General features: G+C 63.3%; 21 protein-coding genes and 1 pseudogene. 8 read left to right on the forward strand and 14 right to left on the reverse strand.

The annotated features are described in order from the left end of the window. Positions 1-8 precede the first annotated feature (8 nt). The 3 genes from IAE38_RS05755 to dapA are packed head-to-tail and all read right to left on the reverse strand — an operon-like array spanning position 9 to position 2,792. Positions 9-767 (reverse strand): MBL fold metallo-hydrolase, encoded by a 759-nt coding sequence (locus IAE38_RS05755; protein WP_201216468.1) that lies wholly within the window; start codon positions 765-767, stop codon positions 9-11. Beyond that, positions 768-1,889: an outer membrane protein assembly factor BamC gene (gene bamC / locus IAE38_RS05760; RefSeq protein WP_028634641.1), complete on the reverse strand. Its 1,122-nt coding sequence runs from the start codon at positions 1,887-1,889 to the stop codon at positions 768-770. Between the two features lie 15 nt (positions 1,890-1,904). Continuing rightward, on the reverse strand, positions 1,905-2,792 hold the full coding sequence (gene dapA / locus IAE38_RS05765) for a 4-hydroxy-tetrahydrodipicolinate synthase (protein ID WP_028634640.1): 888 nt from the start codon (positions 2,790-2,792) through the stop codon (positions 1,905-1,907). Positions 2,793-3,051: 259 nt separating this feature from the next. Here dapA and IAE38_RS05770 point away from each other — a divergent pair, with 259 nt between their 5' ends. Beyond that, positions 3,052-3,612, forward strand: coding sequence for a glycine cleavage system protein R (locus IAE38_RS05770; RefSeq protein ID WP_009682012.1), 561 nt, complete (start codon positions 3,052-3,054; stop codon positions 3,610-3,612). A gap of 11 nt (positions 3,613-3,623) precedes the next feature. Continuing rightward, complete coding sequence (locus IAE38_RS05775) at positions 3,624-4,097, forward strand: peroxiredoxin (RefSeq protein WP_201211868.1); 474 nt, start codon at positions 3,624-3,626, stop codon at positions 4,095-4,097. 35 nt (positions 4,098-4,132) lie between these two features. Here the strand turns inward: IAE38_RS05775 and IAE38_RS05780 are convergent, their stop codons facing one another. Together IAE38_RS05780 and IAE38_RS05785 are read right to left on the reverse strand one after the other, a co-directional pair. Next, positions 4,133-5,203: an AI-2E family transporter gene (locus IAE38_RS05780; protein WP_028634638.1), complete on the reverse strand. Its 1,071-nt coding sequence runs from the start codon at positions 5,201-5,203 to the stop codon at positions 4,133-4,135. A gap of 19 nt (positions 5,204-5,222) precedes the next feature. Next, complete coding sequence (locus IAE38_RS05785; RefSeq protein WP_028634637.1) at positions 5,223-5,462, reverse strand: sulfurtransferase TusA family protein; 240 nt, start codon at positions 5,460-5,462, stop codon at positions 5,223-5,225. Between the two features lie 120 nt (positions 5,463-5,582). On the opposite strand from IAE38_RS05785, the gene IAE38_RS05790 reads away from it, so the two are divergent. Continuing rightward, entirely contained in the window at positions 5,583-7,019 is a 1,437-nt protein-coding gene (locus IAE38_RS05790) for a M48 family metalloprotease (RefSeq protein ID WP_028634636.1), read from the forward strand. Positions 7,020-7,171: 152 nt separating this feature from the next. Here the strand turns inward: IAE38_RS05790 and nadA are convergent, their stop codons facing one another. Both nadA and IAE38_RS05800 read right to left on the reverse strand, forming a co-directional pair. Further along, entirely contained in the window at positions 7,172-8,230 is a 1,059-nt protein-coding gene (gene nadA / locus IAE38_RS05795) for a quinolinate synthase NadA (protein WP_028634635.1), read from the reverse strand. A gap of 238 nt (positions 8,231-8,468) precedes the next feature. Beyond that, positions 8,469-9,977, reverse strand: a complete 1,509-nt coding sequence (locus IAE38_RS05800; protein ID WP_201216471.1) for a YdgA family protein — start codon at positions 9,975-9,977, stop codon at positions 8,469-8,471. Positions 9,978-10,415: 438 nt separating this feature from the next. On the opposite strand from IAE38_RS05800, the gene IAE38_RS05805 reads away from it, so the two are divergent. From IAE38_RS05805 to IAE38_RS05815, 4 genes and pseudogenes are all read left to right on the forward strand, one after another. Then, on the forward strand, positions 10,416-11,768 hold the full coding sequence (locus IAE38_RS05805) for an APC family permease (protein ID WP_201216473.1): 1,353 nt from the start codon (positions 10,416-10,418) through the stop codon (positions 11,766-11,768). Positions 11,769-12,052: 284 nt separating this feature from the next. Further along, positions 12,053-13,042, forward strand: a pseudogene (locus IAE38_RS24245) (PDC sensor domain-containing protein); the annotation flags it as partial. 102 nt (positions 13,043-13,144) lie between these two features. Beyond that, positions 13,145-13,900 carry a methyl-accepting chemotaxis protein gene (locus IAE38_RS24250; protein ID WP_442968267.1) on the forward strand — a complete coding sequence of 252 codons (756 nt, stop codon included), beginning with the start codon at positions 13,145-13,147 and terminating at the stop codon, positions 13,898-13,900. A 118-nt stretch (positions 13,901-14,018) separates the two neighbouring features. Beyond that, the gene (locus IAE38_RS05815; RefSeq protein WP_201216477.1) at positions 14,019-14,978 is read left to right on the forward strand and encodes a cation diffusion facilitator family transporter; all 960 of its coding nucleotides are present in this window, start codon (positions 14,019-14,021) and stop codon (positions 14,976-14,978) included. An 8-nt stretch (positions 14,979-14,986) separates the two neighbouring features. Here the strand turns inward: IAE38_RS05815 and IAE38_RS05820 are convergent, their stop codons facing one another. The 4 genes from IAE38_RS05820 to pobA all read right to left on the reverse strand — a co-directional run bounded on the left by IAE38_RS05820 (position 14,987) and on the right by pobA (position 19,490). Further along, positions 14,987-15,772, reverse strand: coding sequence for an EAL domain-containing protein (locus tag IAE38_RS05820; RefSeq protein WP_201216479.1), 786 nt, complete (start codon positions 15,770-15,772; stop codon positions 14,987-14,989). A gap of 201 nt (positions 15,773-15,973) precedes the next feature. Beyond that, positions 15,974-16,747 (reverse strand): coniferyl-alcohol dehydrogenase, encoded by a 774-nt coding sequence (locus IAE38_RS05825; RefSeq protein ID WP_201163683.1) that lies wholly within the window; start codon positions 16,745-16,747, stop codon positions 15,974-15,976. Between the two features lie 18 nt (positions 16,748-16,765). After that, positions 16,766-18,241 carry an aldehyde dehydrogenase family protein gene (locus tag IAE38_RS05830; RefSeq protein WP_201216481.1) on the reverse strand — a complete coding sequence of 492 codons (1,476 nt, stop codon included), beginning with the start codon at positions 18,239-18,241 and terminating at the stop codon, positions 16,766-16,768. Between the two features lie 64 nt (positions 18,242-18,305). Next, entirely contained in the window at positions 18,306-19,490 is a 1,185-nt protein-coding gene (gene pobA, locus IAE38_RS05835) for a 4-hydroxybenzoate 3-monooxygenase (protein WP_201216483.1), read from the reverse strand. Positions 19,491-19,623: 133 nt separating this feature from the next. Between pobA and IAE38_RS05840 the strand changes: the two genes are divergently transcribed. Next, a complete protein-coding gene (locus IAE38_RS05840) occupies positions 19,624-20,493 on the forward strand; it encodes a helix-turn-helix domain-containing protein (RefSeq protein WP_201216486.1) in 870 nt (289 codons plus the stop codon). Here the strand turns inward: IAE38_RS05840 and IAE38_RS05845 are convergent. The 3 genes from IAE38_RS05845 to IAE38_RS05855 form a co-directional block, all read right to left on the reverse strand. Beyond that, complete coding sequence (locus IAE38_RS05845) at positions 20,490-21,398, reverse strand: ketopantoate reductase family protein (RefSeq protein WP_201216488.1); 909 nt, start codon at positions 21,396-21,398, stop codon at positions 20,490-20,492. The two genes, IAE38_RS05840 and IAE38_RS05845, sit on opposite strands and share 4 nt — an antisense overlap. A 101-nt stretch (positions 21,399-21,499) precedes the next feature. Beyond that, the gene (locus IAE38_RS05850) at positions 21,500-22,777 is read right to left on the reverse strand and encodes an OprD family porin (RefSeq protein WP_201216490.1); all 1,278 of its coding nucleotides are present in this window, start codon (positions 22,775-22,777) and stop codon (positions 21,500-21,502) included. Between the two features lie 124 nt (positions 22,778-22,901). After that, complete coding sequence (locus tag IAE38_RS05855; protein WP_201216492.1) at positions 22,902-24,236, reverse strand: MFS transporter; 1,335 nt, start codon at positions 24,234-24,236, stop codon at positions 22,902-22,904. Positions 24,237-24,273 lie beyond the last annotated feature (37 nt).

Below are 24,273 nucleotides of genomic sequence, written 5' to 3' on the forward strand. Positions count from 1 at the left end.
GTGTTGGGCTAGGCGATTTCGCGCCAGTCGAGCCCGTGTTCCTGGTTTGCCACCTGGAGCCAGCCAGGGTCGCACCCAAGGGTGTCGACAAAGCACTGGCGGGCCAGGTGTGGCAGGTTGTTCTTGCTGCTGAGGTGGGCCAGCACCAGGTGCTGCAGGTTGCTCCAGCCCAACTCCTGCACCAGGCTCGCGGCCTGATGATTGTTCAAATGCCCTTGCATGCCCCCTACCCGCTGCTTCAGAAAGTACGGGTAGTGGCCGCGCGCCAACATGTCACGGCAGTGGTTGGCCTCGATCAGCAACGCATCCAGGCCATGGTAACGCTCCAGCAACCGCGCATCGTACGAGCCAAGGTCGGTCAGCATGCCAAACCGGCGCTTGCCATCACTGGCCACGTACTGCAACGGCTCATGGGCATCATGCTCGACCCGCGCGGCGGTAACCTCGAGGCTACCGATTTGCAGGCGTTGCCCACACGCGAGAAAACCGGCCACCTCCACCGGCTTGCGCAAACCGCGCAAGGTGCCCTGGCTGAGGTAGACCGGTACATTGTAGCGCCGTGACAGCAGGCCCACCCCATGCACGTGGTCGGCATGCTCGTGGGTAACCAGCACCGCACTGAGCTGTGCTGCCGAAACCCCGAGCAGCGCCAGGCGCCGCTCGGTTTCACGCAGGGAAAACCCGCAGTCGACCAGGATGAAGGTGTCACCACTGGCGATCAGCGTGCCGTTCCCTTGGCTGCCGCTTCCGAGTACCGCGAAGCGCACTTAGCCCAGGTGGTCCTGAATGGCGCTCAGCACGCGGCGGGCGACATCGGCCGGGGCCACGGTGTTGATGTTTTTCTCGACAGTAACCTGCACGCTCTCACCCACCTTGCTCAGGCGGACCTGGTAGCGCTCGGCACGGGCTTCGCGCTCTTCCTTGGTGGGCTCGCTGCCGAACATGCGGCCAAAGAAGCCAGGCTGGTTCTGCTTGTCTTCAGGCTTTTCGGACAGGTTGATGTAGTACAGGCCCAGGCTGCGGTTGATGTCTTCGACACGCCACTCGCCGCCTTGCTCCAGGGCACGGCCCACGCTGGACCAGGCACGGTCCAGGTCGGCACCCAGGAACAGTACCGGGTTGCCGCTGCCGTCTTCGCTGAGGCTGACGCGGCTTGGCACATCGAAGTCGCGCTCTGCCAGCAGCGACACCGAACCGCCTTTCTCGGCGCTGCGGTTCATGCTGGCCAGCAGTTCGTCGACCAGCAGCGCGTCGGCACCGGTGTTGGTCGAGGTGGACGGGAAGTCGGGCTCGGCGCTGCTGCCGGCCGGGCGCTCGACGCTGACCACGTACACTTCGGAGGTGTTGCGCTGCACGCCTGGCTCGATACGCACCCGCACGCGCACGTCGCTGTTGGCGCTGCTGGCAGTGCTGGCCAAGCGTTGGCCCATGGACGCCGACAGCTCGTCGAAGCGCTGCCAGGTGGTGTTGAATTCGCCGGTTTGCGGGCGCTCTTCAGCAATGCGGAAGCCGTTGTCCTCGAAGAACTGGCGGGCCACCGGCCACACTTCGGCTGGCGCATGCTGGGCCAGCACCCAACGGCTGGTGCCGCTGCGCTGCAGGCTGTAGTCAGTGGCCTGGCCGGCACCACCGGTCAAGGGTTGCGGGCGCGGCACCACGAACTCGCCGGCGACGCTGTCGTCGGCAACGTTGCGTGGAATCGGCAGCAGGGGGTCGAGGCGCTTGACGCCGCTCACGTCCGAAGGCAGCTGCATGGGCGCAGTGGGGTGCGCCTGCAGGTAATCGCTGCCGCGGTCGCGGAAATAGCCATCTTCGCCCCACAGCCAGCCACACCCACTGGTGCTGGAGATGATCAGGGCAAGGGCGGAAAGACCAGCCAGTCGCTTCATGCGGGGTACTTCCTCTTAAACCAGTACGCCGGACTGGCGCAGGGCAGTACGGACTTTGTCGTGGCAGCCTTCGCTCAGCCAGGTCAGTGGCAGGCGAATGCCTTTTTTCATCAGGCCCATTTCAACCAGCGCCCATTTGACCGGGATCGGGTTGGACTCGCAGAACAGGTCTTTGTGCAGGGGCATGAGTGTGTCGTTGATTGCGCGGGCCTTCTCGGCATTGCCCGCAAGGGCGGCCTCGCACAGGTCGGCCATTTCGCGCGGGGCGACGTTGGCCGTGACGGAAATATTACCCTTGCCGCCCATCAGGATCAGCTCGACGGCAGTCGGGTCGTCACCGGACAGCACGATGAAGTCGCTGTCGACGCCTTCCAGGATGGCCTTGGCCCGGGCCATGTCGCCGGTCGCTTCCTTGATGCCGATGATGTTCTTGACCTTCGACAGGCGGATGACGGTGTCAGCCTGCATGTCGCAGGAAGTGCGGCCAGGTACGTTATACAGGATCTGCGGGATGTCGACGGCTTCTGCAACGTGCTTGAAGTGCTGGTACAGGCCTTCTTGCGTCGGCTTGTTGTAGTACGGCACCACCAGCAGGCAGGCATCGGCACCGGCATTCTTGGCGTTCTGGGTCAGGTGCACCGCTTCGGCAGTGGAGTTGGCACCGGTGCCGGCGATGACCGGTACGTGGTGGTTGCTGCGCTTGACGCGCTCGACCACGTGCTTGATGACCAGAATATGCTCTTCGACATCGAGCGTGGCGGACTCGCCGGTGGTACCGACGGCGACGATGGCGTGGGTGCCGTTTTCCAGGTGGAAGTCTACAAGCTTGTCGAGGCTTTCCCAGTCAAGACGCCCTTGTGCATCCATGGGAGTGACCAATGCCACCATACTGCCCGCAATCATGTAACTGCTCCTGCCGGAAAAAGAGAGCGGTAATGGTACTGGGGGCATCGGCCTTGTACAAGCGAAGCAGGCGGGCGGAGCATTCCCCTCAGCGGCTTATTTCGCTACCCTTGATGCTTTGATCGGTGCAGCGCGGCCCGTCGGGCCGTCGACCTTGCTCCCCGCCAGCGTTCATGGCCTCGCATGCGAGCCCCGGGCCCTGCCGGCAGGAGGCTTTCGCCCGTCCTGCGCCGACCGCTCATCGCTTTAGGAATGCTGCATGTCCACCCCCACTGTCCGCGAACAATTCCTCGTCATCAGCGCCTTGGGGCCCAACCCCATGGAGCTGGCCAACGTGCTCAGCCGCGCCGCCTTCGAAAACCGCTGCGCGGTGGTCACCTCGCGCCTGAGCCGCCACGGCGAGACCAGCGCCCTGGTCTTGCAGGTAGGCGGCAGCTGGGACGCCCTGGCGCGCCTCGAAGCCATGCTGCCCAGCCTTGGCAAGAAGCACGGCCTGACCCTGGACGTGGTGCGCAGCGCCGACCAGGAAGTGCGCCCGCAGGCGCTGCCGTACGTGGCCTACGTGAGCGCCGCGTACCGCCCGGACATCATCAACGAGCTGTGCCAGTTTTTCCTCGACCACCGCGTCGAACTCGAAGCCATGACGTGCGACACCTACCTGGCGCCGCAAACTGGCAGCAGCATGCTCAATGCCCAGTTCACCGTGATCCTGCCAGCCGGCACCCAAATCAGCTGGTTGCGTGACCAGTTCCTGGACTTTGCCGACGCGCTGAACCTGGATGCACTGATCGAACCGTGGCGCCCCCAGAACCCTATGTAAGGAAGCCCCCGATGGCCGTAGCACTCGACCAACCCGTTGCCGACTTCCAGGCCCAGGCCACCAGCGGCCACACCGTGAGCCTGGCCGGGCTCAAGGGCCAGCAGGTGGTGGTGTACTTCTACCCGAAGGACAGCACCCCGGGCTGCACCACTGAAGGCCAGGGGTTCCGCGACCAGCACCCGGCGTTCGCCGCCGCCAACACCGTGGTGTTCGGCGTGTCGCGCGATGGCATCAAGTCGCACGAGAACTTCAAGGCCAAGCAGGGCTTTCCGTTCGAGCTGATCAGCGACAAGGACGAGGCCCTGTGCCAGCTGTTCGACGTGATCAAGCTGAAGAAGCTGTATGGCAAGGAATACCTGGGCGTGGACCGCAGTACCTTCCTGATCGACAAAAACGGTGTGCTGCGCCAGGAATGGCGCGGGGTGAAGGTGCCGGGGCACGTGGATGCCGTTTTGGCGGCAGCCCAGGCGCTGAACGAGGGTTGAAAGTGATCAGGGCTGCCTGGCAGCCCTGATCTTGCTCAAAGCAACGGCGAAACACTGGGCTCCTGCCGGGGCCAGGCGTCCAGCACGGCCTTGATCAGGGTCGCCAGCGGGATGGCGAAGAAAATCCCCCAGAACCCCCACAACCCGCCAAACAGCAACACCGCGCAAATGATCGCCACCGGGTGCAGGCTTACCGCCTCGGAGAACAGCAGCGGCACAAGCACGTTGCCGTCCAGCGCCTGAATGATGGCGTACACGGTCATCAGGTAAATGAACTGGTCGCCCCAGCCCCACTGGAACAGCGCGATCAGCGTCACCGGCACGGTCACCACCACCGCCCCCACGTAGGGCACCACCACCGACAGCCCCACCAACAGCGCCAGCAGCGCCGCATAGTTCAGGCCCAGGCTGATGAAGGCGATGTAGGTGGCAATGCCGCAGATCAGAATCTCGATGCCCTTGCCCCGGATGTAGTTGGCAATCTGCCGGTTCATCTCGCTGCCCACCCGGTTCAACAGGGTGCGCTGGCGCGGCAGGTAGCCACTGACCCAGCGGCCGATCAGTTCGCGGTCCTTGAGGAAGAAGAACACCAGAATGGGCACCAGCACCAGGTAAATCATGGCGTTGACCAGCAGCGGCAGGCTGGACAGGGAGAAGGTGAGCGCCCATTGGCCAAACTTGCCGATTTCGCCACGCACCGACTCGATGGCGTGCAGCACCTGCTCGTCCGATACCAAGTGCGGGTAGCGCTCTGGTAAAAGCAGCAACAACGACTGCCATTTGCCCAGCATGCCGGGCAGCTCGTTGAACAGGGTAATCAGCTGGTGCCACAGCAGGGGTACCAGCACCAGCATGACCACCGCCAACGCCCCCATGAACAGGGCGAACACCAGCATCACCGCCAGCCGGGTGGGCACACGCAGGCGCTCCAGGGCATTGACCAGGCCTTGCATCAGAAACGCCAGCACCATACCCGCCAGCACCGGCGCCAGCATGCCACCCAGTGTGAGCACCGCCGTGAAGGCCAGAAACAGCAACACCGCCAGCACCACCGCCTCTTCATCCGAGAAGTAGCGCTGTACCCAGTCGCGAAGCACTTTGAACATTGACGATCCTTGGGAAGACTCAGGCCTTGCGCAGCCAGTAGGTATAAGTACCGGCCTCGGCCGTTTCGTGCAGCAGGGTATGACCGGCCAACCGGGCGAAAGTGCGGAAGTCGCGCTGGGAGCCTGCATCGGTGGCGATCACCTTGAGTACCGCGCCGCCAGGCAGGCGGTTGAGTTCCATCTTGGCCTTCAGCAGCGGCAACGGGCAGTTCAACCCGCTGGCGTCCAGCTCGGCATCACAGGTCAGGGGGGTACTCATGCAGGGTTCTCCTAGGGCAACGCCGGGCTGCTGGCTGATCGGCCGGTAAGGATAGCGCCACTGGTCGCCAACGTGTGAGCCCGCTACAGTAGCTATCTTTGACCAACGCGAGCCTCGTGCATGAATTTACTGCGCCCTACCCTGCTGACGCTGGCGTGCCTGCTGGCCCTTCCTGGCCACGCGGACGACCTGCCCTCGCTGGGTGATGCCAGTTCGGCGATCGTCTCGCCGCAGCAGGAGCACCAGCTGGGCCGCGCCTGGCTCAGCCTGCTACGCGGGCAGGTCAACCAGTTGAACGACCCGCAGCTCAAGGACTACGTGGAGACCAGCGTGTACCGCCTGGCTGAAACCAGCCAACTGCAGGACCGGCGCCTGGAGTTCATCCTCATCGACAGCCGCGAGCTGAACGCCTTCGCAGCCCCAGGTGGCATTGTCGGTGTCAACGGTGGGCTGTTCCTCAATGCGCAAACCGAGGGCGAGTATGCCTCGGTGCTGGCGCACGAGCTGGCGCACTTGTCGCAACGCCACTTTGCCCGGGGCGTGGAAGCGCAGCAACGCATGCAGCTGCCAATGATGGCCGCGCTGCTGGCCGGTATCGTGCTGGCGGCCGGCGGTGCCGGGGATGCGGGTATCGGTATGATCGCCGGCACCCAGGCGGCAGCCATTCAGGAGCAGCGTCGGTTTTCGCGGCAGAACGAGCAGGAAGCCGACCGCATCGGTATCCAGAACCTGGAAAAGGCCGGCTACGACCCGCGCAACATGCCGACCATGTTCGAACGACTGGCGCGGCAGTATCGCTACGATGCCAAGCCGCCGGAGTTCTTGCTCACTCACCCGGTGACCGAATCGCGTATCGCCGACACCCGCAACCGTGCCGAACAGGCGCCCAAAGGCGGCGTGGAAGACAGCCTACGTTACCAGTTGATCCGCGCCAGGGTAGCGCTGACCTACGAGGGCACGCCGGGCCTGGCAGCCAAGCGTTTCCGCGCCCAGCTCGATGATGACCCGAAACTGGATGCCGCCCGCTATGGCCTTGCCCTGGCGCAGATCAAGGGTGGCCAGCTGAACGAAGCGCGGGAGCTGCTGAAGCCCTTGCTGGCCAAGGCCCCCAACGACATCACCTACAACCTGGCGCAGATTGACCTGGACATCACCAACAACCGCCTGAGCGATGCGCAACAGCGGGCCGAGCGCATGCAGGGCTTGTACCCGGGCAACTACCCACTCAAGCAGGTACGGGCCGATTTGCTGGTGAAGCAGAACAAACCTGTCGAAGCCGAGAAGGTGCTCGACGACCTGATCAAAAGCCGCCCGGACGACCCGGACATCTGGTACGACATGGCCGAGGTGCGCGGCTTGTCGGGCAACACCATCGGCTTGCACCGCGCGCGCGCCGAGTACTTCACGCTGGTGGGGGATTTCGACCAGGCGATCCAGCAGCTTGATTACGCCAAGCGCCGCGCGGGCGGGAATTTCCCGCTGGCATCGCAGATCGACCAGCGTCAGCGGGAGATCATGGAGCAGCAGCGCATGGTAAGGGAGATGATGGGCCGCTAAGGGCCCCGTCGCGGGTGAACCCGCTCCCACAGGGCTTGCACCTGCATGGCCCCTACAGGTATTGCACCGCCTGATGGCACTGCACACCCTTTGGGGACCCATACCGGCTGTGGGAGCGGGTTTACCCGCGAAGAAGACGACGCGCTCTGGCGTCAGGCATTGCCGGAGAGTTTCAGGCGCGCTGCCTGGGTGAAGTCCAGCATGCGGTTCAGAGGTTTGATCGCCTTGGGCACCAGGGCCGGGTCAACGAAGATTTCCCCGGTCTTGTTGCGCAGGCAATCAAGCACGCGCTCCAAGGTGTTCATGGCCATCCACGGGCAGTGGGCACAGCTGCGGCACGCCGCGCCGTTGCCGGCGGTGGGCGCCTCCACGAAGACTTTGTCCGGGCACAACTGCTGCATCTTGTAGAAGATGCCACGGTCGGTGGCCACGATGAAGGTCTTGTTGGGCAGGGTTTGAGCCGCCTTGATCAGCTGGCTGGTGGAGCCCACTGCATCGGCCAGTTCGATCACCGACTCCGGTGACTCGGGGTGTACCAGAATCGCCGCGTCCGGGTACAGCGCTTTCATGTCTGCCAGCTGACGCGACTTGAACTCTTCGTGCACGATGCAGGCGCCATCCCAGAGCAACATGTCGGCGCCGGTCTGTTTCTGGATGTAGCGGCCCAGGTGCTGATCCGGGCCCCAGATGATGGTTTCGCCGTTGTCCATCAGGCTTTCGACGATTTCCAGGGCGCAGCTGGACGTCACCACCCAGTCGGCGCGGGCCTTCACGGCGGCCGACGTGTTGGCGTACACCACCACGGTGCGTTCGGGGTGCTTGTCGCAGAAGGCCGAGAATTCCTCCACCGGGCAGCCCAGGTCGAGCGAGCAGGTCGCCTCGAGGGTGGGCATCAGCACGCGCTTTTCCGGGGTGAGGATCTTGGCCGTTTCGCCCATGAAGCGCACACCGGCCACGATCACGGTCTGGGCCGGGTGGTTCTTGCCAAAACGGGCCATTTCGAGCGAATCGGACACGCAGCCGCCGGTTTCTTCGGCCAGCGCCTGGATAACCGGGTCACAGTAGTAATGGGCCACCAGCACGGCGTTCTGCGCCTTCAGCTCGGCAGCAATGGCCGCACGGTAATCGGCCTCCTGCTCGGCGGTGAGCGGGTGAGGCTGCTTGGCGTCGAGGTGGGCCTGAACCAACAGGCGTTCGGAAATCTGGGTCATGATCGCTGGACCTGCAGGCGCCTGCGCGCGTCAAATCGAGTGTATCACCCGGCCCTGGCAGATCGGCTAAGGGTGCCGGACGGCGCGCAGGCCGCCACGGCCCTCTGCGGGCGCGGATTATTATGGACGCCGAAGGCTACAGCCAAACCCGAGATTTCCAAAGCGGTTTTTGCGGGGTGGGTAGGGCAGTGTCGGCAGCCAGCATGGCCAGCTGCGAACACTGCGGGCAGGCCAATACTCAGCGGTCTGGCGTGAGCATGCCCAGCTGGGTGGTGACCAGCATGGCGAACTCTTCGACGGTCATTTTCTTGCCGTTGAAATCGACCTGGCCATCGGCATAGTGCAAGGCGCTGACCACGTCATTGCCCTGCACGGTAGCCAGGCCGCTCTGCAGCGCCATCATGCCGGCCATTTCACCCGCCTGGCTCGACTGCATGGCAATGGCTTGCGCGTCGGTCTGCCCGTCCAGCAGTGCCTGCAGGGTGGCAAGGTCGCCCAGCATTGGTTTGGACAGGGAGAGCTTGCCCTTGACCTGGGTGATGATCTGCCTGGCCAGCTGGTCCGATGGCTGGTCGAATGTGGCAGGGGCGGCAAAGTCCATTGCCAGGTTGAAATGGCTCTCGCCGTTGGCCGTCTTGAAGGTCAGGTCTTCGATGGCCACTTTGGGCTTGGCCGCCAGCAGCTGGGTCAAGTCAGCCTGAAACTTGGCTTTCTCGGCTGCATCCATGTTGATTTGCGGCGCCGGCTGGCCTGCAGCGGAAGCTGCCTCGAACTCCGGCAGGTGCGCCTTGTACCAGAGGGACAGAGCCTGCAGCGCGGGCGCGTTGATCGAGTTCAGGCTAACGACCAGCTGCCCCTTGCCGACCGCACGCCCATCCCAGGTAATGTCATCGACCTTGTACTCGACACGAGCGCCGACATTGTCGCCCTTTTCAAGGGTTTGCAGGGCGTTCTGCTCCAGCCCCTTCATCACCAGCACTTGCTGCCGTGGCCCCAACGTGACCTTAGCTTCGGCCAGGTACAGGTCGGCATTACCCGTGTAGATATTGTCATGCGCGGTGGCCGCGAGCTTGCCGCCGAGTTTCAGGCCCTGCAGCTCGAAGGTGGCAGGCGGCTGGTCGTCACGCACCAGCTTCATGACCAGCCGATCGGCCTGGCCGTGGAACCGAGAGTCTTTACCCTCCTGGTCACCGCTGACCTCCAGGTCCATGCCCGAGAAGTCCAGGCTGTTGCCATTGGCCTCGTCGACCTTGGCCGGAGCCAGGCGCACCTGGCTGGTAACACCACCGCCGTAGCCCAGGCTGGTCTGGGCGCTTACTGGCACCTGTTCGCCGGCGGCGGCGTACCAGGCAGCCGTAGCGTCGTCCTTGTCCAGGGTACTGTTGCTCAACGCCATCACCGGCATCAGCTTCAATGCCTTGACCCTGGACCACGGGAACGGGCCGTGCTCGATCTGGTCTGTGACACCCAGGTCGAAGTTCGCCACCTCGCCCTCACCCACATTGATATCCCGTGCCTTGAGACGGTACTGGGCGGTGCTGCTGAACCAGTGCTGTTCGAGCGAAACGCGCTCGATGGTCATGGTGCCACCGGTGGTCACCAGGGCCTTCTGCAGCTGCGCATTGCTGCGGGCCAGGGCGACATCAAGCTCGGCCGGCAACTGCTTGCCGGTGTACCAGGCGCCACCGATGGCTACGACGGCAATGGCGACTGCCAGGCCGGAGAGAATGCCTACTGATTTCTTCATGAATAGAACCGATTGATATCCATAAGGGTTGTGCAGGCGGCATCAAGGCCGCGTCGAATGCGAAGAGTAGCATTGCGCGGCATCGTTGTTGGCCCGAACCAACGAAAACGCCGGAGAAGCCAACCGCACCAGTACCCTTAGTTTTCCGTTAATTTTTACGGACACCCATATTGGGTACGAGCTGCTAAAAACCCCATTAAATTGAGGGTTCTTTGTAATCTATCCCGATATATATTCCAATTACGACACATCCTGTCACGTTTAACTTGACACCCAGTCACCCTTCGTTTTTTATTTTCACCACTCAGCGCGCCGCAACCGCGCCCCTCGCCGCTCCAACATAAAAGGTGAACAACATGGAGCCCATCCGCTCGCCCTTGCCGCATGCGCAATCGACCGTGCCCGCCGTACAGGCCCTGCTGCAGGAGCCTCGCCAGCATGCAGCCTGAACACAGCGCCCCTGGCCACGGCCAGCTCCGCAAGACCCTGCGCCTCTGGCATGTGATCATCATCGGCCTGGCCTACCTCACCCCCATGACGGTGTTCGACACCTTTGGCATTGTGTCAGGCATCACCGCCGGCCATGTGCCCAGCGCGTACATCCTGGCCCTGGCCGGCATCCTGTTCACCGCCGTGAGCTACGGCACCCTGGTAAAGCGCTTTCCGCAGTCCGGGTCGGCCTATACCTACACCCAGCGCGCCATCAACCCCCACGTAGGCTTTCTGGTGGGCTGGTCGTCATTGCTGGATTACCTGCTGCTGCCGATGGTCAATGCCCTGCTGGCCAAGCTCTACCTGTCGGCCATGTTCCCCGAGGTACCGCAATGGTTGTGGGTGGCCGGCTTTGTCACCCTCATCAGCCTGATCAACATGCGCAGCGTCAACCTGGTGGCACACTTCAACCTGCTGTTCGTGGGTGTGCAGGTGGCGATCATCGCGGTGTTCATCTACCTGTGCGTGCGCGGCCTTGGCCAGGGTGAAGGCCTGGGCACGGCCTGGAGCCTGCTGCCGTTCGCCGACCAGCAAACCCAACTGAGCGCCCTGGCCGCTGGCGCGACCATCCTGTGCTTCTCGTTTCTGGGTTTCGACGCCGTCACCTGCCTGTCGGAAGAAACCCGCGACCCCGCCAAGACCATCCCCCGGGCAATCTTCCTCACTGCGCTGATCGGCGGCCTGGTGTTCATTACCGTGTCGTACTTCATTCAGGCCTACTTCCCGACCATGGCGCGCTTCCACGACCAGGAAGCTGCCCTGCCGGAAATTGCCCTGTATGTGGGGGGCAAGCTGTTCCAGTCGGTCTTTATCGCGTGCACGGTCATCAACACCATCGCTTCGGGCCTGGCCTCGCAAACCAGCGTGTCACGCCTGCTTTACGTGATGGGCCGCGACAAGGTACTCCCGCCCAGCGTATTTGCACGCCTGCACTCGCGCTACAAAACACCAGTGCTGAACATCGCGGTGGTGGGGCTGATTTCGCTGTCGGCGATCTTCTTCGACCTGGTCACCGCCACGTCCATCATCAACTTCGGGGCGCTGGTTGCGTTCAGCTTCGTCAACCTGTCGGTGATCAACCATTGCTACCTGCGCGAGGGCAACCGTCGCGGGCTGGCCAACCAGCTCAAGTACCTGGTGCTGCCCACCACGGGCTTTTGCATCATCGTCTCGCTATGGCTCGACCTGAACGTGCATTCGCTGCTGTTCGGCGGGCTGTGGGCAACACTGGGGCTGCTGTATCTGGCCTGGCTGACCAAAGCGTTTCGCGCAGCGCCCCCCAACTACGTGGCCGAATGACCCTTGCCGCACCCTAACGCCCGCGCCTGATCGCGGGCGTTGCCCCATGACTCACGAGGTTTCCCATGCTGCTGCGCCGCCTGTCCATCCAGTGGAAGATCACCCTGCTTGCCGGGCTGTGCCTGCTGGCCATCGTTGCCGTGCTGGTGGCCACATCCCTGACCCAGGCGCGGCGCAGCGCGGCGTTGGTCAACCAGACCAGCACCGAGCTGCTCGACAACAGCGCACGGGAAAACCTGCAGGCCCATGCCGACACCCAGGCACTGCGCATTCAGCGCTACTTCATGGACACCTACCAGTACGCCAATGGCGTTGCCCGCCTGGTGAGCGCCCTGAAGACCCGCGGGGGCAGCGACTTGCGTGACGCACTCACCCAGCAGGCGCGCACTGCGCTGGCCGGCAACCCGCAGGTGATAGGCCTGTACCTGGTATTCCAGCCAGAGGCCCTGGACCAACAGGACACCCAACACCGCGGCGATGCTGCATCTGGCAGCAATGAGGCAGGGCGCTTCTCGCTGTACTGGTCGCAACCGCAGCCCGGCATGCTGGAGCGGGAAGCCATGCCCGAGTCGATGCTGGGCGACACCAGCATCGGCACCAATGGCGTGGCAAAAAACCGCTGGCTGACCTGCCCGCAGCAGACAGCCAAGGCCTGCATGCTTGAGCCGTACCTCGATGAGGTCAACGGCAGGCAGGTACTGATGACCAGCATCGCCCTGCCATTGCTTGAAGGGGGCAAGGTGGTCGGCGTCGTAGGCCTGGACATCGGCCTGGCAACCTTGCAGCAACTGAGCGTGAGCGGGCGCAGCGAGTTGTTCGACGGCCAGGGCCAGGTGAGCATTGCCAGCGCCGCCGGCTTGCTGGCCGGCAACAGCCGCGACGAGCACACGCTTGGCCAGCCGATTGCCCAAGCGGCAGCCGACGGCGTGATGCGTGTGACGCAGCCCTTTGCGCCCATCCCGGGCAGCGCGCCGTGGCAAGTCACGCTGGAGGTGCCGCAAGCGGTGTTGCAGGCGCCGGCCGTAGCCCTGAACCAGCGCCTGGGGGCCCACAGCCAACAGGCCAACCTCACCAGCCTGACGATCGGGCTGGTTGCTGCACTGATCGGCCTGCTGCTGGTGTGGTTGACTGCGCGCGGTGTTACCCGCCCCATCCTGGCCGTAGCCGCCAGGCTGGAGGACATCGCCAGTGGCGAAGGCGACCTGACGCGGCGCCTGGACTATGCCCGTGAGGACGAACTGGGCCTGCTCACCGGCGCGTTCAACCGCTTCCTAGACAAGCTGCAACCGGTCATTGCCCAGGTCAAAGGCTCCCTGCAGCAGGCCCGCGCCACCGCTGACCAGTCGGCAGCCATTGCCACCCAGACCAGCAATGGCATGCAGCAACAGCACCGGGAAATCGAGCAGGTCGCCACGGCAGCCAATGAAATGAGCGCCACCGCGATGGACGTAGCCCACAACGCCTCGCAGGCGGCCGAGGCGGCGCGGGCTGCAGACCAGGCGAGCCGTGATGGGTTGCAGTTGATCGACAGCACCCGCCAGGGCATCGACCGCCTGGCCGACGGCATGAACGCCGCCATGGCCGAAGCGCATGAACTGGAAAACCGCAGTGCGCAGATCGGCTCGGTGCTGGAGGTTATTCGCACGATCGCCGAGCAGACCAACCTGCTGGCCCTCAACGCTGCCATCGAAGCGGCCCGCGCGGGCGAGGCCGGCCGTGGGTTTGCGGTGGTAGCCGATGAAGTGCGCGGGCTGGCCCAGCGCACTCAGGTGTCGGTCGATGAAATTCGCCAGGTGATCGAAGGCTTGCAGCAAGGTACCCATGACGTGGTGGGGGCCATGCAGGGCGGCCAGCAGCAGGCACAGGAAAGCGCTGCGCGCATGGAGCAAGCGTTACCGGCCCTGCAGCGTATTGGTGAGGCGGTGGCAGTGATCAGCGACATGAACCTGCAGATCGCCTCGGCGGCAGAAGAGCAGAGCGCGGTGGCCGAAGAGGTGAACCGCAACGTGGCCAGCATCCGCGATGTGACCGAGTCGCTGGCCGGCCAAGCCGATGAGTCAGCCCGCATCAGCCAGTCGCTGAACCAGCTTGCCAACCAGCAACAGGCGCTGATGGAACAGTTCCGCGTCTAACCTGTGGGCCAATGTACCTGCTTCGCGGGTGAACCCGCTCCCACAGGCATCGCGGCGCCCTCGCAACGGGGGCCTTGCAAGCAACGCAGCACCGACGTTTTTACTGAGCACACTGATTATGCAAAACCCAAGCAGATCCACCTTTTTCGACATCACCAACGAACAGGGCCTGTTACGGACCTCCATCGCTGTGACGCTGTTCATCGCCACCATCGGCATCGCCTTCGGCCTGGCGTCCGGGTCGTTCTCCATCGTGTTCGATGGCGTGTATTCGCTGGTCGACGCCAGCATGAGCGGGCTGTCACTGATGGTCGTCAGGCTGATCACCTCGCATGCCACCAGCCTGCAGATGTCACGCAAGCTGCGCGAGCGTTTCACCATGGGCTTCTGGCACCTGGAACCCATGGTGTTGGCGCTCAATGGCATCCTGCTCAGCGGCGTGGCCATCTACGCGCTGATCAATGCCATCAGCAGCCTGCTGCAAGGCGGCCGCCACCTGGAGTTTGGCATTGCCATGGTGTACGCGGTGCTCACGGTGATCGCCTGCGTGACCATTGCCGTGGTGGAAGCCCGCGCCAACCGCCAGTTGCGCTCGGACTTCGTGGCCATGGATGTGAAAGGCTGGGTGATGTCGGCCAGTATCACGGCCGCGTTGCTCATCGCATTCTGCTTTGGCTATGCGGTGCAGGGTACGTCGCTGGAGTGGGTATCGCCTTACATCGACCCGGCAGTTCTGGCGCTGGTGTGCCTGGTGATCGTACCCCTGCCCATGTCGGTCATCCGCCAGGCATTTTCAGAGATCTTCCTGGTCACGCCCGGGGACCTCAAGCTGCATGTGGACGCAGTTGCCCAGGCCTTCGTTACCCGTCACGGGCTGCAGTCGTACCGTGCCTACGTCGCCAAGGTGGGCCGCTCGCGGGAAATCGAGCTGTACTTCATCGTGCCCGCTGGCATGGCGGCGAAAACCATCGAGGAATGGGACGCCTGGCGCAACGAAGTGGGCGAGGCGCTAGGCGGCGAAGGCCCGAACCGCTGGCTGACGGTGGTGTTTACCGGCGACCCGGAGTGGGCTGAGTAAGCCGCTGTTCAGCTGCGCAGGCGTTCGATCAGCGGCAAGCTGTCGATGGCAGGCCGGGCAATGTAGTAACCCTGCATCAGTTCGATGCCAAGCGAGGCCAGCGCCTCACATTCAGCCTGGGTTTCGACGCCCTCCGCTATCAAGGTAATACCCAGCCGCTGTGCCACTAACACGATGCCGGCGACGATGGCCTGGCGAACCGGGTCGCGGCACAGGTTGCGGGTGAGGGCCATGTCCAGTTTCAACAGGTCGGGCTGGAACTCTGCCAGCAGGTTCAGCCCCGAGTAGCCCGAGCCAAAATCGTCGATGGCGGTGGTAAAGCCTTGCCGCCCGTATTCGCGAAAAATCGACTTCAGGTGCTCGGTATCTTCTACCCGCTCACCCTCGGTCACCTCGAAGATCAGCCGCTCGGCCGGGAAGTCGAACTGCCGTGAGGCCTCCAGCGTTGCCCTGATACAGGTACTGGGGCGGTAAACCGCATTGGGCAAAAAGTTGATGCTGAGCTTGCACGCCTCCACACGGTTGAGCCCCAGCTCGGCGGCCTTTTCGATGGCTTTGACACGGCAGGCCTGGTCGAAACGGTAGAGGTTGTCAGGTGTGACCTTGGCCAGGATTTCTGCCGCGCCCTCCCCTGCCAACCCCCTTACCAGTGCCTCGTAGGCGTAAGGCTTGCCAGTGGGCTGGTGGACGATGGGCTGGAACGCCATGGTGATGCCAAAACCCAGGTCGGCCAGTTCTCGGCATTGTTTACAACCGATCGCTTCGAAGGGCTGGGGGAATATGAGCTCGGGCATGTGGCCTCCTACAGCATCTTGAGCGGTACGTGTGCAGATGTGAGTCTGGTATGCGTTTGGACCGCGGCAATTGGCAGACGTGCAGGAGTGGGGGCAGAAAGTAGCAGATGGCCATATCTGGACGTTGGCAGGGGGCTGCATGGCAGCCCATCGCGAGCCTCGCTCGCGCCTACCAATTTGGGGAGACGCCGCTTATTGCACTCAGAGGCCGTTGCTGCTGGCCAGAATATGCGAATGCATCCCCCCGTCTACCGCCACGTTGGTGCCGCGCATCCAGCGCGAACCGTCGCTGAGCAGAAAGGCCACCACCGGGGCAATGTCGCTGGCACGGCCAGGCCGGTCCATGGTCTTCATGTCTTCTTCGGCGCGGGCGCCCAGGGTTTCGATGAAGTCCTTGAGAATCGGCGTGTCCACCGGGCCCGGGCTTACCGCATTCATGCGGATACCACGTTCGCGCCAGGTCCAGCGGTGCTGCAGGGTCCAGGCAATCAGTGCTTCCTTGGAGAAGAAGTAGCTACGCGCTCCCACGATGTCATGGCGGGTGCAGAAGGCCGCGGTACCGGAAAAGCTCAGGTGCTCGCTGTCGCGGATGGCTGCGACCGACTGTGGCCAGCCAACACCGGCCAGCGATGCCAGGTTGACGATGGCGGCATTGTCGGCCAGTTGCGGTACCAGGCCGAGGGTCAGGTACTTCAGGCCCACCAGGTTGACCTTGAGCACCAACTCGGCATTGAGCGTGGGTGGCAACCCCGCGATGTTGGCCAGGCCATCGATGCCGTCCGGCAGTTGGCCGAGCAGGCTGTCGATGGAGGCCTGTGACGACAGGTCGGCCTGGATGAACTGGTCGACCTCGACCTTGGGCCGGTTGATGTCCACGCCAATGACGTAGGCGCCCTGGGCGCGTGCCAGTTGCGCTGTTTGTTCGCCGATGCCGGAGGCGACCCCGGTAATGACCAGCTTTTTACCGTTGAGCATGAGCATTCTCCGTCAGCATCAGAAGGGGTAGCGGCGCGGGCTGCCTTGCACGCTGACCCAGTGATCGGTGGTGAATTCCTCGATGGCCCAGTCGCCGTTGAAGCGCCCGAGGCCTGAGTTTTTTTCACCGCCGAACGGCGCATGAGCCTCGTCATTGACCGGGATATCGTTGACGTGGGTCATGCCTGCCTTGACCTGGCGGGCGAAACGCACGGCACGCTCAAGGTTACCGCTGAACACAGCGCTGGACAGGCCGAACTCGCTGTCGTTGGCCAACGCCAGGGCGTGGGCTTCGTCATGGGCACGCTGAATGCCCACCAGCGGGCCAAAGATCTCTTCGCGGGCGATTTCCATGTCCTTGGTAACGTCGGCAAATACGTGGGGCGGCAGTAACTGGCCCTGTACGTCACCTTCCACCACCACGCGGGCACCCTCCTCCTTGGCACGCGCCACCTTCTCCAGCAGGCCTTGCAACTGCTTGGCGTTGATGATGGGCCCGACCACCGTATCGGCGTCATGCGGGTTGCCCACTTTCAGCGCCTTGACGCGCTCGGCATAACGCTCGACGAAGGCATCGTGCAGGGCGTCTTCGACGATGATGCGGTTGATCGCCATGCAAATCTGCCCCTGGTGCAGAAACTTGCCCATCACTGCTGCATTCACCGCCTGCTCCAGGTCGGCATCGGCCAGCACCACGAACGGGCTGTTGCCACCCAGCTCAAGGGCCACGTGCTTGAGGTGCTGGCCACCGGAGGCCAGGCGGCCGATGTTCAGGCCCACCGGGGTGGAGCCCGTGAACGAGATGAACTTGGGCACCTCATGTTCGACGAAAGCGTTGCCGATCTTGGACCCGGCGCCTACCACCACACTGAGCAGCCCGGCGGGCAGGCCGGCAGCCTCGTAGAGGCTGGCCAGCAGCAACCCACCGGTCACCGGCGTATCGCTGGCCGGCTTGATCACCACCGCGTTGCCCAGCGCCAGGGCGGGTGCCACGGAGCGTTGCGACAAGTGCAGCGGGAAGTTCCACGGGCTGATCACGCCCACCACGCCCAGCGCCTCGCGGTACACGCGGTTTTCCTTGCCCGGCACGTTGGACGGCAGCAGGCGGCCGTGCACGCGCGCCGGGAACGACGCCGACTCCAGAGTGATACCCCGGGCTGCGCCCCACTCGATCTGCGCCTTGATGCGGGTACTGCCAGACTCGCGGATGATCCAGTCGATGATCGCTTCGCGGTGCTCATCGAACAGTTGCACCGCTCGGTGCATCACGGCCGCTCGTTCGGCCGGGCCGGTGGCGGCCCATTTCACCTGCGCTTCAGCGGCCTTGCGGTAGGCCTCGTCAAGGTCATCGCGATCCGCCTGGACGATCTGTGCCAGTTGGCTGCCATCGAACGGGTTGGTCACGTGCAGCACACTGCCATCGCGGCCGTCGCGCCATTGGCCGGCAATGAACTGCTGGGAGAAGACAGGGAATTGCGTGGCAAGGTGAGTCATGAGTTACCTCTTATAAGAATTGCGCTCATCGTCTGATAAGTCGTCGATCGCACCGCCAGGGGTGTCACTCCACCGGCTCGTAAGGCAAGCCAACGTAGTTCTCGGCGATGGACTTGCGCCCAGCCTCAGAGCCTACGTAGTAGTCCAGTTCAGTTTGCTGCATGCGCTGGCTGAAGGCGTCGGTGCCGGGGAACTGGTGCAGCATCGAGGTCATCCACCAGGAGAAACGCTCAGCCTTCCAGACCCGGCGCAGGCAGATCTGCGAGTAGCGTTCAAGCAGGTCCCGGCGCCCTTCGCGGTAGTACTTGAGCAAGATGTGGTACAGCGTGCTGACGTCGCTGGCAGCCAGGTTCAGCCCTTTGGCACCGGTGGGCGGCACGATGTGCGCGGCATCGCCCACCAGGAACAGGTGCCCGTATTGCATAGGTTCGACCACGAAGCTGCGCAGCGGCGCGATGCTCTTTTCGATGGACGGGCCCGTGATCAGCTTGTCGGCGACCGGCTTGGGCAAGCGGCTTTTCAGCTCGTCCCAGAAGCGCTGGTCGGACCAGTCCTCGACTTTTTCTTCGCTGGCGACCTGCACGTAGTAGCGGGTGCGGGTTGGCGAACGCATGCTGCACAAGGCAAAGCCGCGCTCGTGGCTGGCGTAGATCAGTTCGTCATTCACCGGAGGCGTATCGGCCAGTACGCCCAGCCAGCCGAACGGGTACACCCGCTCGAACTCTTTGAGCACACCGTCAGGGATCGATTTGCGCGAAACGCCGTGGTAACCGTCACAGCCAGCGACCAGGTCACACTCGATGCGGACCGGCTGGCCATCCTGAACAAAGGTGACATAAGGTTTCTGGCCCTTGAGTTCGTGCAACTGCACGTCGGCCGCATCGTAGTAGGTGGGAGCACCGCTGGCACTGCGGGCTTCCATCAGGTCGCGGGTGACCTCGGTCTGGCCGTAGATCATGACGGTCTTGCCGCCCGTCAGCTCGCGCAGGTTGATGTGTTCGACGCGGTTGTCGAACGCCAGTTCGAAGCCGTCGTGCACCAGCCCTTCGCGGTCCATGCGTTCGCCGACACCGGCTTCACGCAGCAGGTCGACCATACCCTGCTCCAGCACGCCGGCACGGATGCGGCCAAGCACGTAGTCGGGGCTTTGGCGCTCGATGATGATGTTGTCGATACCCGCCTTGTGCAGCAGCTGGCCCAGCAGCAGCCCGGACGGACCGGCACCAATAATGGCAATTTGAGTCTTCATTGTTTTTATCCTCATGAGCCGACAGGCTCTGGGTTACGATTTGTCGTTCTGTATTTTTCGCAGATAAAGCTCCCAGAAGAAGGCAATTTCTGCTTTATTTGTTGGACTTTTCGAGGATTACCGAGGATTGCGTATGTTGGCTGCCAAGGGTGTTCCCGTATTCAAGCTGTATGGCGAGACGTCCTGGCCAACCCCGGACCTGATCCACTGCGAATCCATCCCCGAGCGCAGCCGCCTGCACGACTGGGAAATCAAGACCCACCGCCATGGCGACCTTGCCCAGTTGCTGTATGTGCAGGCCGGGCAGGCCCACGTGCTGGTCGAAGGCGTTGAACAGCAGATCAGCGGCGGCGCCTTGCAGGTGGTACCGGTGATGAGCATTCATGGTTTTCGCTTTTCCGAAGATATACAGGGCTACGTGATCAGCCTGGCCAAACCGGTGCTGGAGCGCTTCACGCCGTTGCTCGAAGGCAAACCCATGGCCCAGGCCGAGTGCTACTGGGCAGGTGACGACCGCCGCTACCTCGATGACCTGTTTGGCCAACTGACCGAGGAATACCTCCAGCAGCGCCCGGAGCGCGACCTGATGCTGCAGTCCGTGATCTGCGCGCTGCTGGTGTGGCTGTCGCGCCGCTCACGCGAACGCGTGCAGCACATCGCCAAACCCAGGGAACGCGGCCAGCAGCACCTGGACCACCTGACGCAGCTGATCGAGCGGCACTTTCGCGAGCACCAGCAGATCGAACACTACGCCCGGCAGATTGGCGTCAGCGTCGCTCACCTCAACGCCCTGTGCCGGCAACTGACCGGGCAATCGGCGTTACAGCAGGTGAACCAGCGGGTGGTACTGGAGGCCAAGCGCAACCTGGTGTACACCTCCATGACCATCGGCCAGGTCGCCGACAGCCTGGGCTTTGCCGAGCAGGCGTACTTCTCGCGCTTCTTCAAGCGGGCCACCGGGCTGACGCCCAAGGAGTTCCGCCTGCAACGGCGCGAGGCCTAGCCTTCGCTGGCTTTGACCAGGTTGTACAGCGCCTGCAGTACCGGCGTGGCTACGCCCACACGCTTGCCGTGAGCGACCACGGCGCCATTGATGAAATCGATCTCGGTTTGGCGCCCGGCTTCCAGGTCTTGCAGCATCGACGGCTTGTGCTGTTGGTGATTGCGCACCGCGTAGTCCACCGACGCGCGCACCCTCTGGCCATCGACAGCGATACCGGCAGCCTTGGCGACCGCCACCGTTTCATCAAGGATATCGCCAAGCACCTGTCGGCCCTGCTCGGTGCTGCCCACCGCGCCGACAGTCTGGCGAGTGACGGCGCACACCGAGTTGAGCGCCGCGTTGAACGCAACCTTTTCCCATATGGCCACCTGCACCTGCGGGTCGGCTTCACAGGGCAACCCGGCCTGGCTGAACACTGCCGCCACCTCATGCACGCGCTGCGCGTCCTTGCCACTGCCAGCCCAGAGGTTGATGTGCCCTTCCCCATGACTGTGCACCACACCTGGCGCCACCAGGTCTGCCGGCAGATTGGTCATGCCCACGATCACCCGTTCGGCAGGTACCACGCCGGCAATGATCTCGGCATTGCCTAGCCCGTTCTGCACCGACAAGGACCAGGTGTCGGGGCCTACCAAGTGGCGCACCGAGTCGATGGCCGCGGCGGTGTGAAAGCCTTTGGTGAAGATCACCAGCAAGTCGAAGTGCCCTGACAACTGCGCAGCGCGGCTGATCGGGATCTGCACGGTGGTTTGCACATCCGGCGTTTCCAGCCGCAGCCCCTGGCGGGTAATGACCTCGATGGCGTGGTCGGAGGTTTCGACGAGTGACACAGCCTGCCCTGCCAACGCCAGGCGCGCACCGAATAACCCGCCCATTGCCCCTGCACCCACAATCGCAATTTTCATCGCTGCTCCTTCGGATAGATGAATCGACACAGTAAAAAAACCACGGGAAACCTCACAAACAGAGCGTCACTTGGCCAGATGGCGCCAGCACGTGTTCACCATCAGAACTTCCAGCTGTAGGTCGTGATGAACCGGTTCTCGTCGTAGTCCGAACCCGATGCCCGGCCGTTGCCGTACCGGGTTTTCACGTCGATGTTGCGCCACTCGAAGGCCAACCCCTTGAGCGGCCCGCTTTGCAGCACATAACTGAACACGAAGTTGCGCTCGCTCTCGACGTTACGGTCCAAGGCATTATTACCCCGGTCGATACCACTGCCGCGCAGATACCGGGTCATGAACTTCAGGCCTGGCACGCCCAGCGCCACGAAGTCGTAGTCGTAACGCAGTTGCCAGGACGCTTCGTTGGCCTTGAAAAAGCCCACGGTGGACCAGTTGACCAGGTACGGCTGCGGCGCGTAACCATTGAACAGGGGAAAAGCACTGTCGCCGAGCATGTGCTGGTAACCCACGCCCAGCGCGTGCGCGCCAGTCTTCAGCGTGGTCATGGCACCGTAGCTCTTGTTGTCGATGGCGCCATACAGCGCTTTGCCGTCTTCACGGTTCTGGTAGTAGCGCAGTTCAGTCTGCAACGCGTAGTCCGCCGACAGCGCCCAACGGTTGGAAAGGCCCAGGTAGTGCTGCTGGTAGATGTCTTCGAGTTGGCCGTAGAAGTAGGTGGCCGACAGGTCGGGCGTGAACTGATAGGTGGCGCCGGCAAAGTTCAGGCCGTCGCTGGGCCGCCGAATGTTCGCACCATTCATGAGGTAGATCTTTTCCCGGTTGGACGACTCACGCGTGGCGATCTCATTGATGCGCCCGGCCGTGAGCGTGAGGTTGGACCACTCCCTGGACTCGATCATCGCGCCTTGGTAAGTGGTGACCAATTGCCGCGAGTCGTCGATGTAGGCCACCGGCAAACGCGGGCGCAGCTCGCCGACACGCAGCTCGGTCTGTGAATACCGAACCTTGCCGGTGACGCCAGTGCGCCCGTAATCGCGCACCTGCTCGCCCTTGCCGGCATCGTAGGGGATCACGCTGTCAGGGCCGCGCCCGCCACCACCGTCCAGGCGATAGGCCCACTGGGTGCTGGTTTCTACGCCAAATTGCAGTGGGCCTTCGGTGTAGCCTGAGGTGAAACGCAGGTCAAAGCCCTGGGTCCAGCTGCCAACGCGCGACTTGGCAGCATCGGACTGTTTGAAATCGCGGTCGATGTAGGCATTGCGCAGCCCGAGTACAACACTGCTATCAGCCAGAAAGTCGGCGTGGGCGGCGAACGATTGCGCAAAACAGGCACAGCCGACCAGCCATACACCACGGCTGGTTGATGAAGAAAGACGCATAACCGAGACCTTTTTATTGTTGTTGGAACGGCACAATCCACCGGGCCGCTCGGCACCGAGCGGCCGGTATTTGCAAAAATGTCGGGGTGGGCACGTGCCGACTGACGTAACCGACGGGCTCAGGTCAGGAACGCGCCTGCAGCGCCCGGCCCGGTGCAGCCGGCACGGCAGCGCGGCGCTTGCGAATCATCGCAATGGCGAAGATAGCCACCGCCCCAGGCACGGCGCACAGGATGAAGTTGAGCTGCAATGGCAGGTTCATGCTCATCATCACCCCACCCAGGGTCGGCCCGGCAACGCCGCCAAAGCGGCCGATTGCCGAGCACCAGCTGACCCCGGTGGCGCGAATCTCGCTGGGGTACTGCTGGGCGGCGAAGGCGTGTATGACCGCCAGGGTGCCGATGGTGGTAGCGCCGGCAATCAGCAACATGATGTTCAGCAGCACCGGGCCGGGCTTGACCCCCAGGGTGCAGAGCGACACCACGGCAAGCAGGAAGAACAGCATCAAGGTTGGCTTGCAGCCCCAGCGGTCGGCCAACCAGCCACCGCCCAGCGCACCGAAGGTGGCGCCGATGTTGAGGGTGACCAGGAACATCAGGCTCGAGCCCAGCTCGAAGCCACCGGCGACCATGATTTTCGGCAGCCAGGTGTTGAGGCCGTAAACCATCAGCATGCACATGCCAAAGCCCAGCCACAGGAACACAGTGCCAACACCCCGGCCTTCGGCGAACAAGCGCGAGAGGGGCGCGGCAGACGATGTTCTGACCGGCGCTTCGAAACTGACCTGGCTGCTGTTCACCTGTGGGTCAATGCGGTTGAGCAAACGGCTTGCGCCAGCCGGGTCCTTCTCCAGCAGGTAGTGCAGCGACTCAGGCAATTGCCGCGCCAGCCAAGGCAGGCACAGCAGTGGCAGCCCGCCGATGATGAAGGTTGCTTCCCAGCCGTAGCGCGGGATGATCAGCATGGCCACCAGCGCAGAGATCATCGCGCCGATCGAATAGAAGCTGAGCATGATGGTAGTGAGCGAACTGCGTCGGGCGGTGGGCGCCAGGTCGTTCATCAGGGCAACGATGTTGGGAATCGCGCCGCCCAGGCCTACGCCGGTGACAAAGCGGGCCAGGGCAAAACTCGGCGCGTCCCAGGTGAACGCCGTCATCAGCGCGCACAGGCTGGCAAGGCCCATGGAGCAGATGATCACCTTGCGCCGGCCAAGCCGGTCCGCCAGCGGGCCGACCACCACAGCACCGAACATCATGCCGAACAGCGCGGCGCTGCCCATCCAGCCGGCGATGACGGGCGTTAGCGCCCACGCCTCCATCAGCCGTGGTACCACCGAGCCGTAGATGACCAGGTCGTAGCCGTCGAACAGCATGATGAAAGAGCACCAGAACAGCAGTGTGTAATGAAGTTTGCCGAGGGGCGCGGCCCCTGCGACGTCCAGCGCACGTTTTTGGGTCATGGCGATGTCTTCTTGTTGTTATGTAAGTGGGTGCAGG

Source organism: Pseudomonas sp. S32, from assembly GCF_016648095.1.
Classification (GTDB): Bacteria; Pseudomonadota; Gammaproteobacteria; order Pseudomonadales; family Pseudomonadaceae; genus Aquipseudomonas; species Aquipseudomonas parafulva.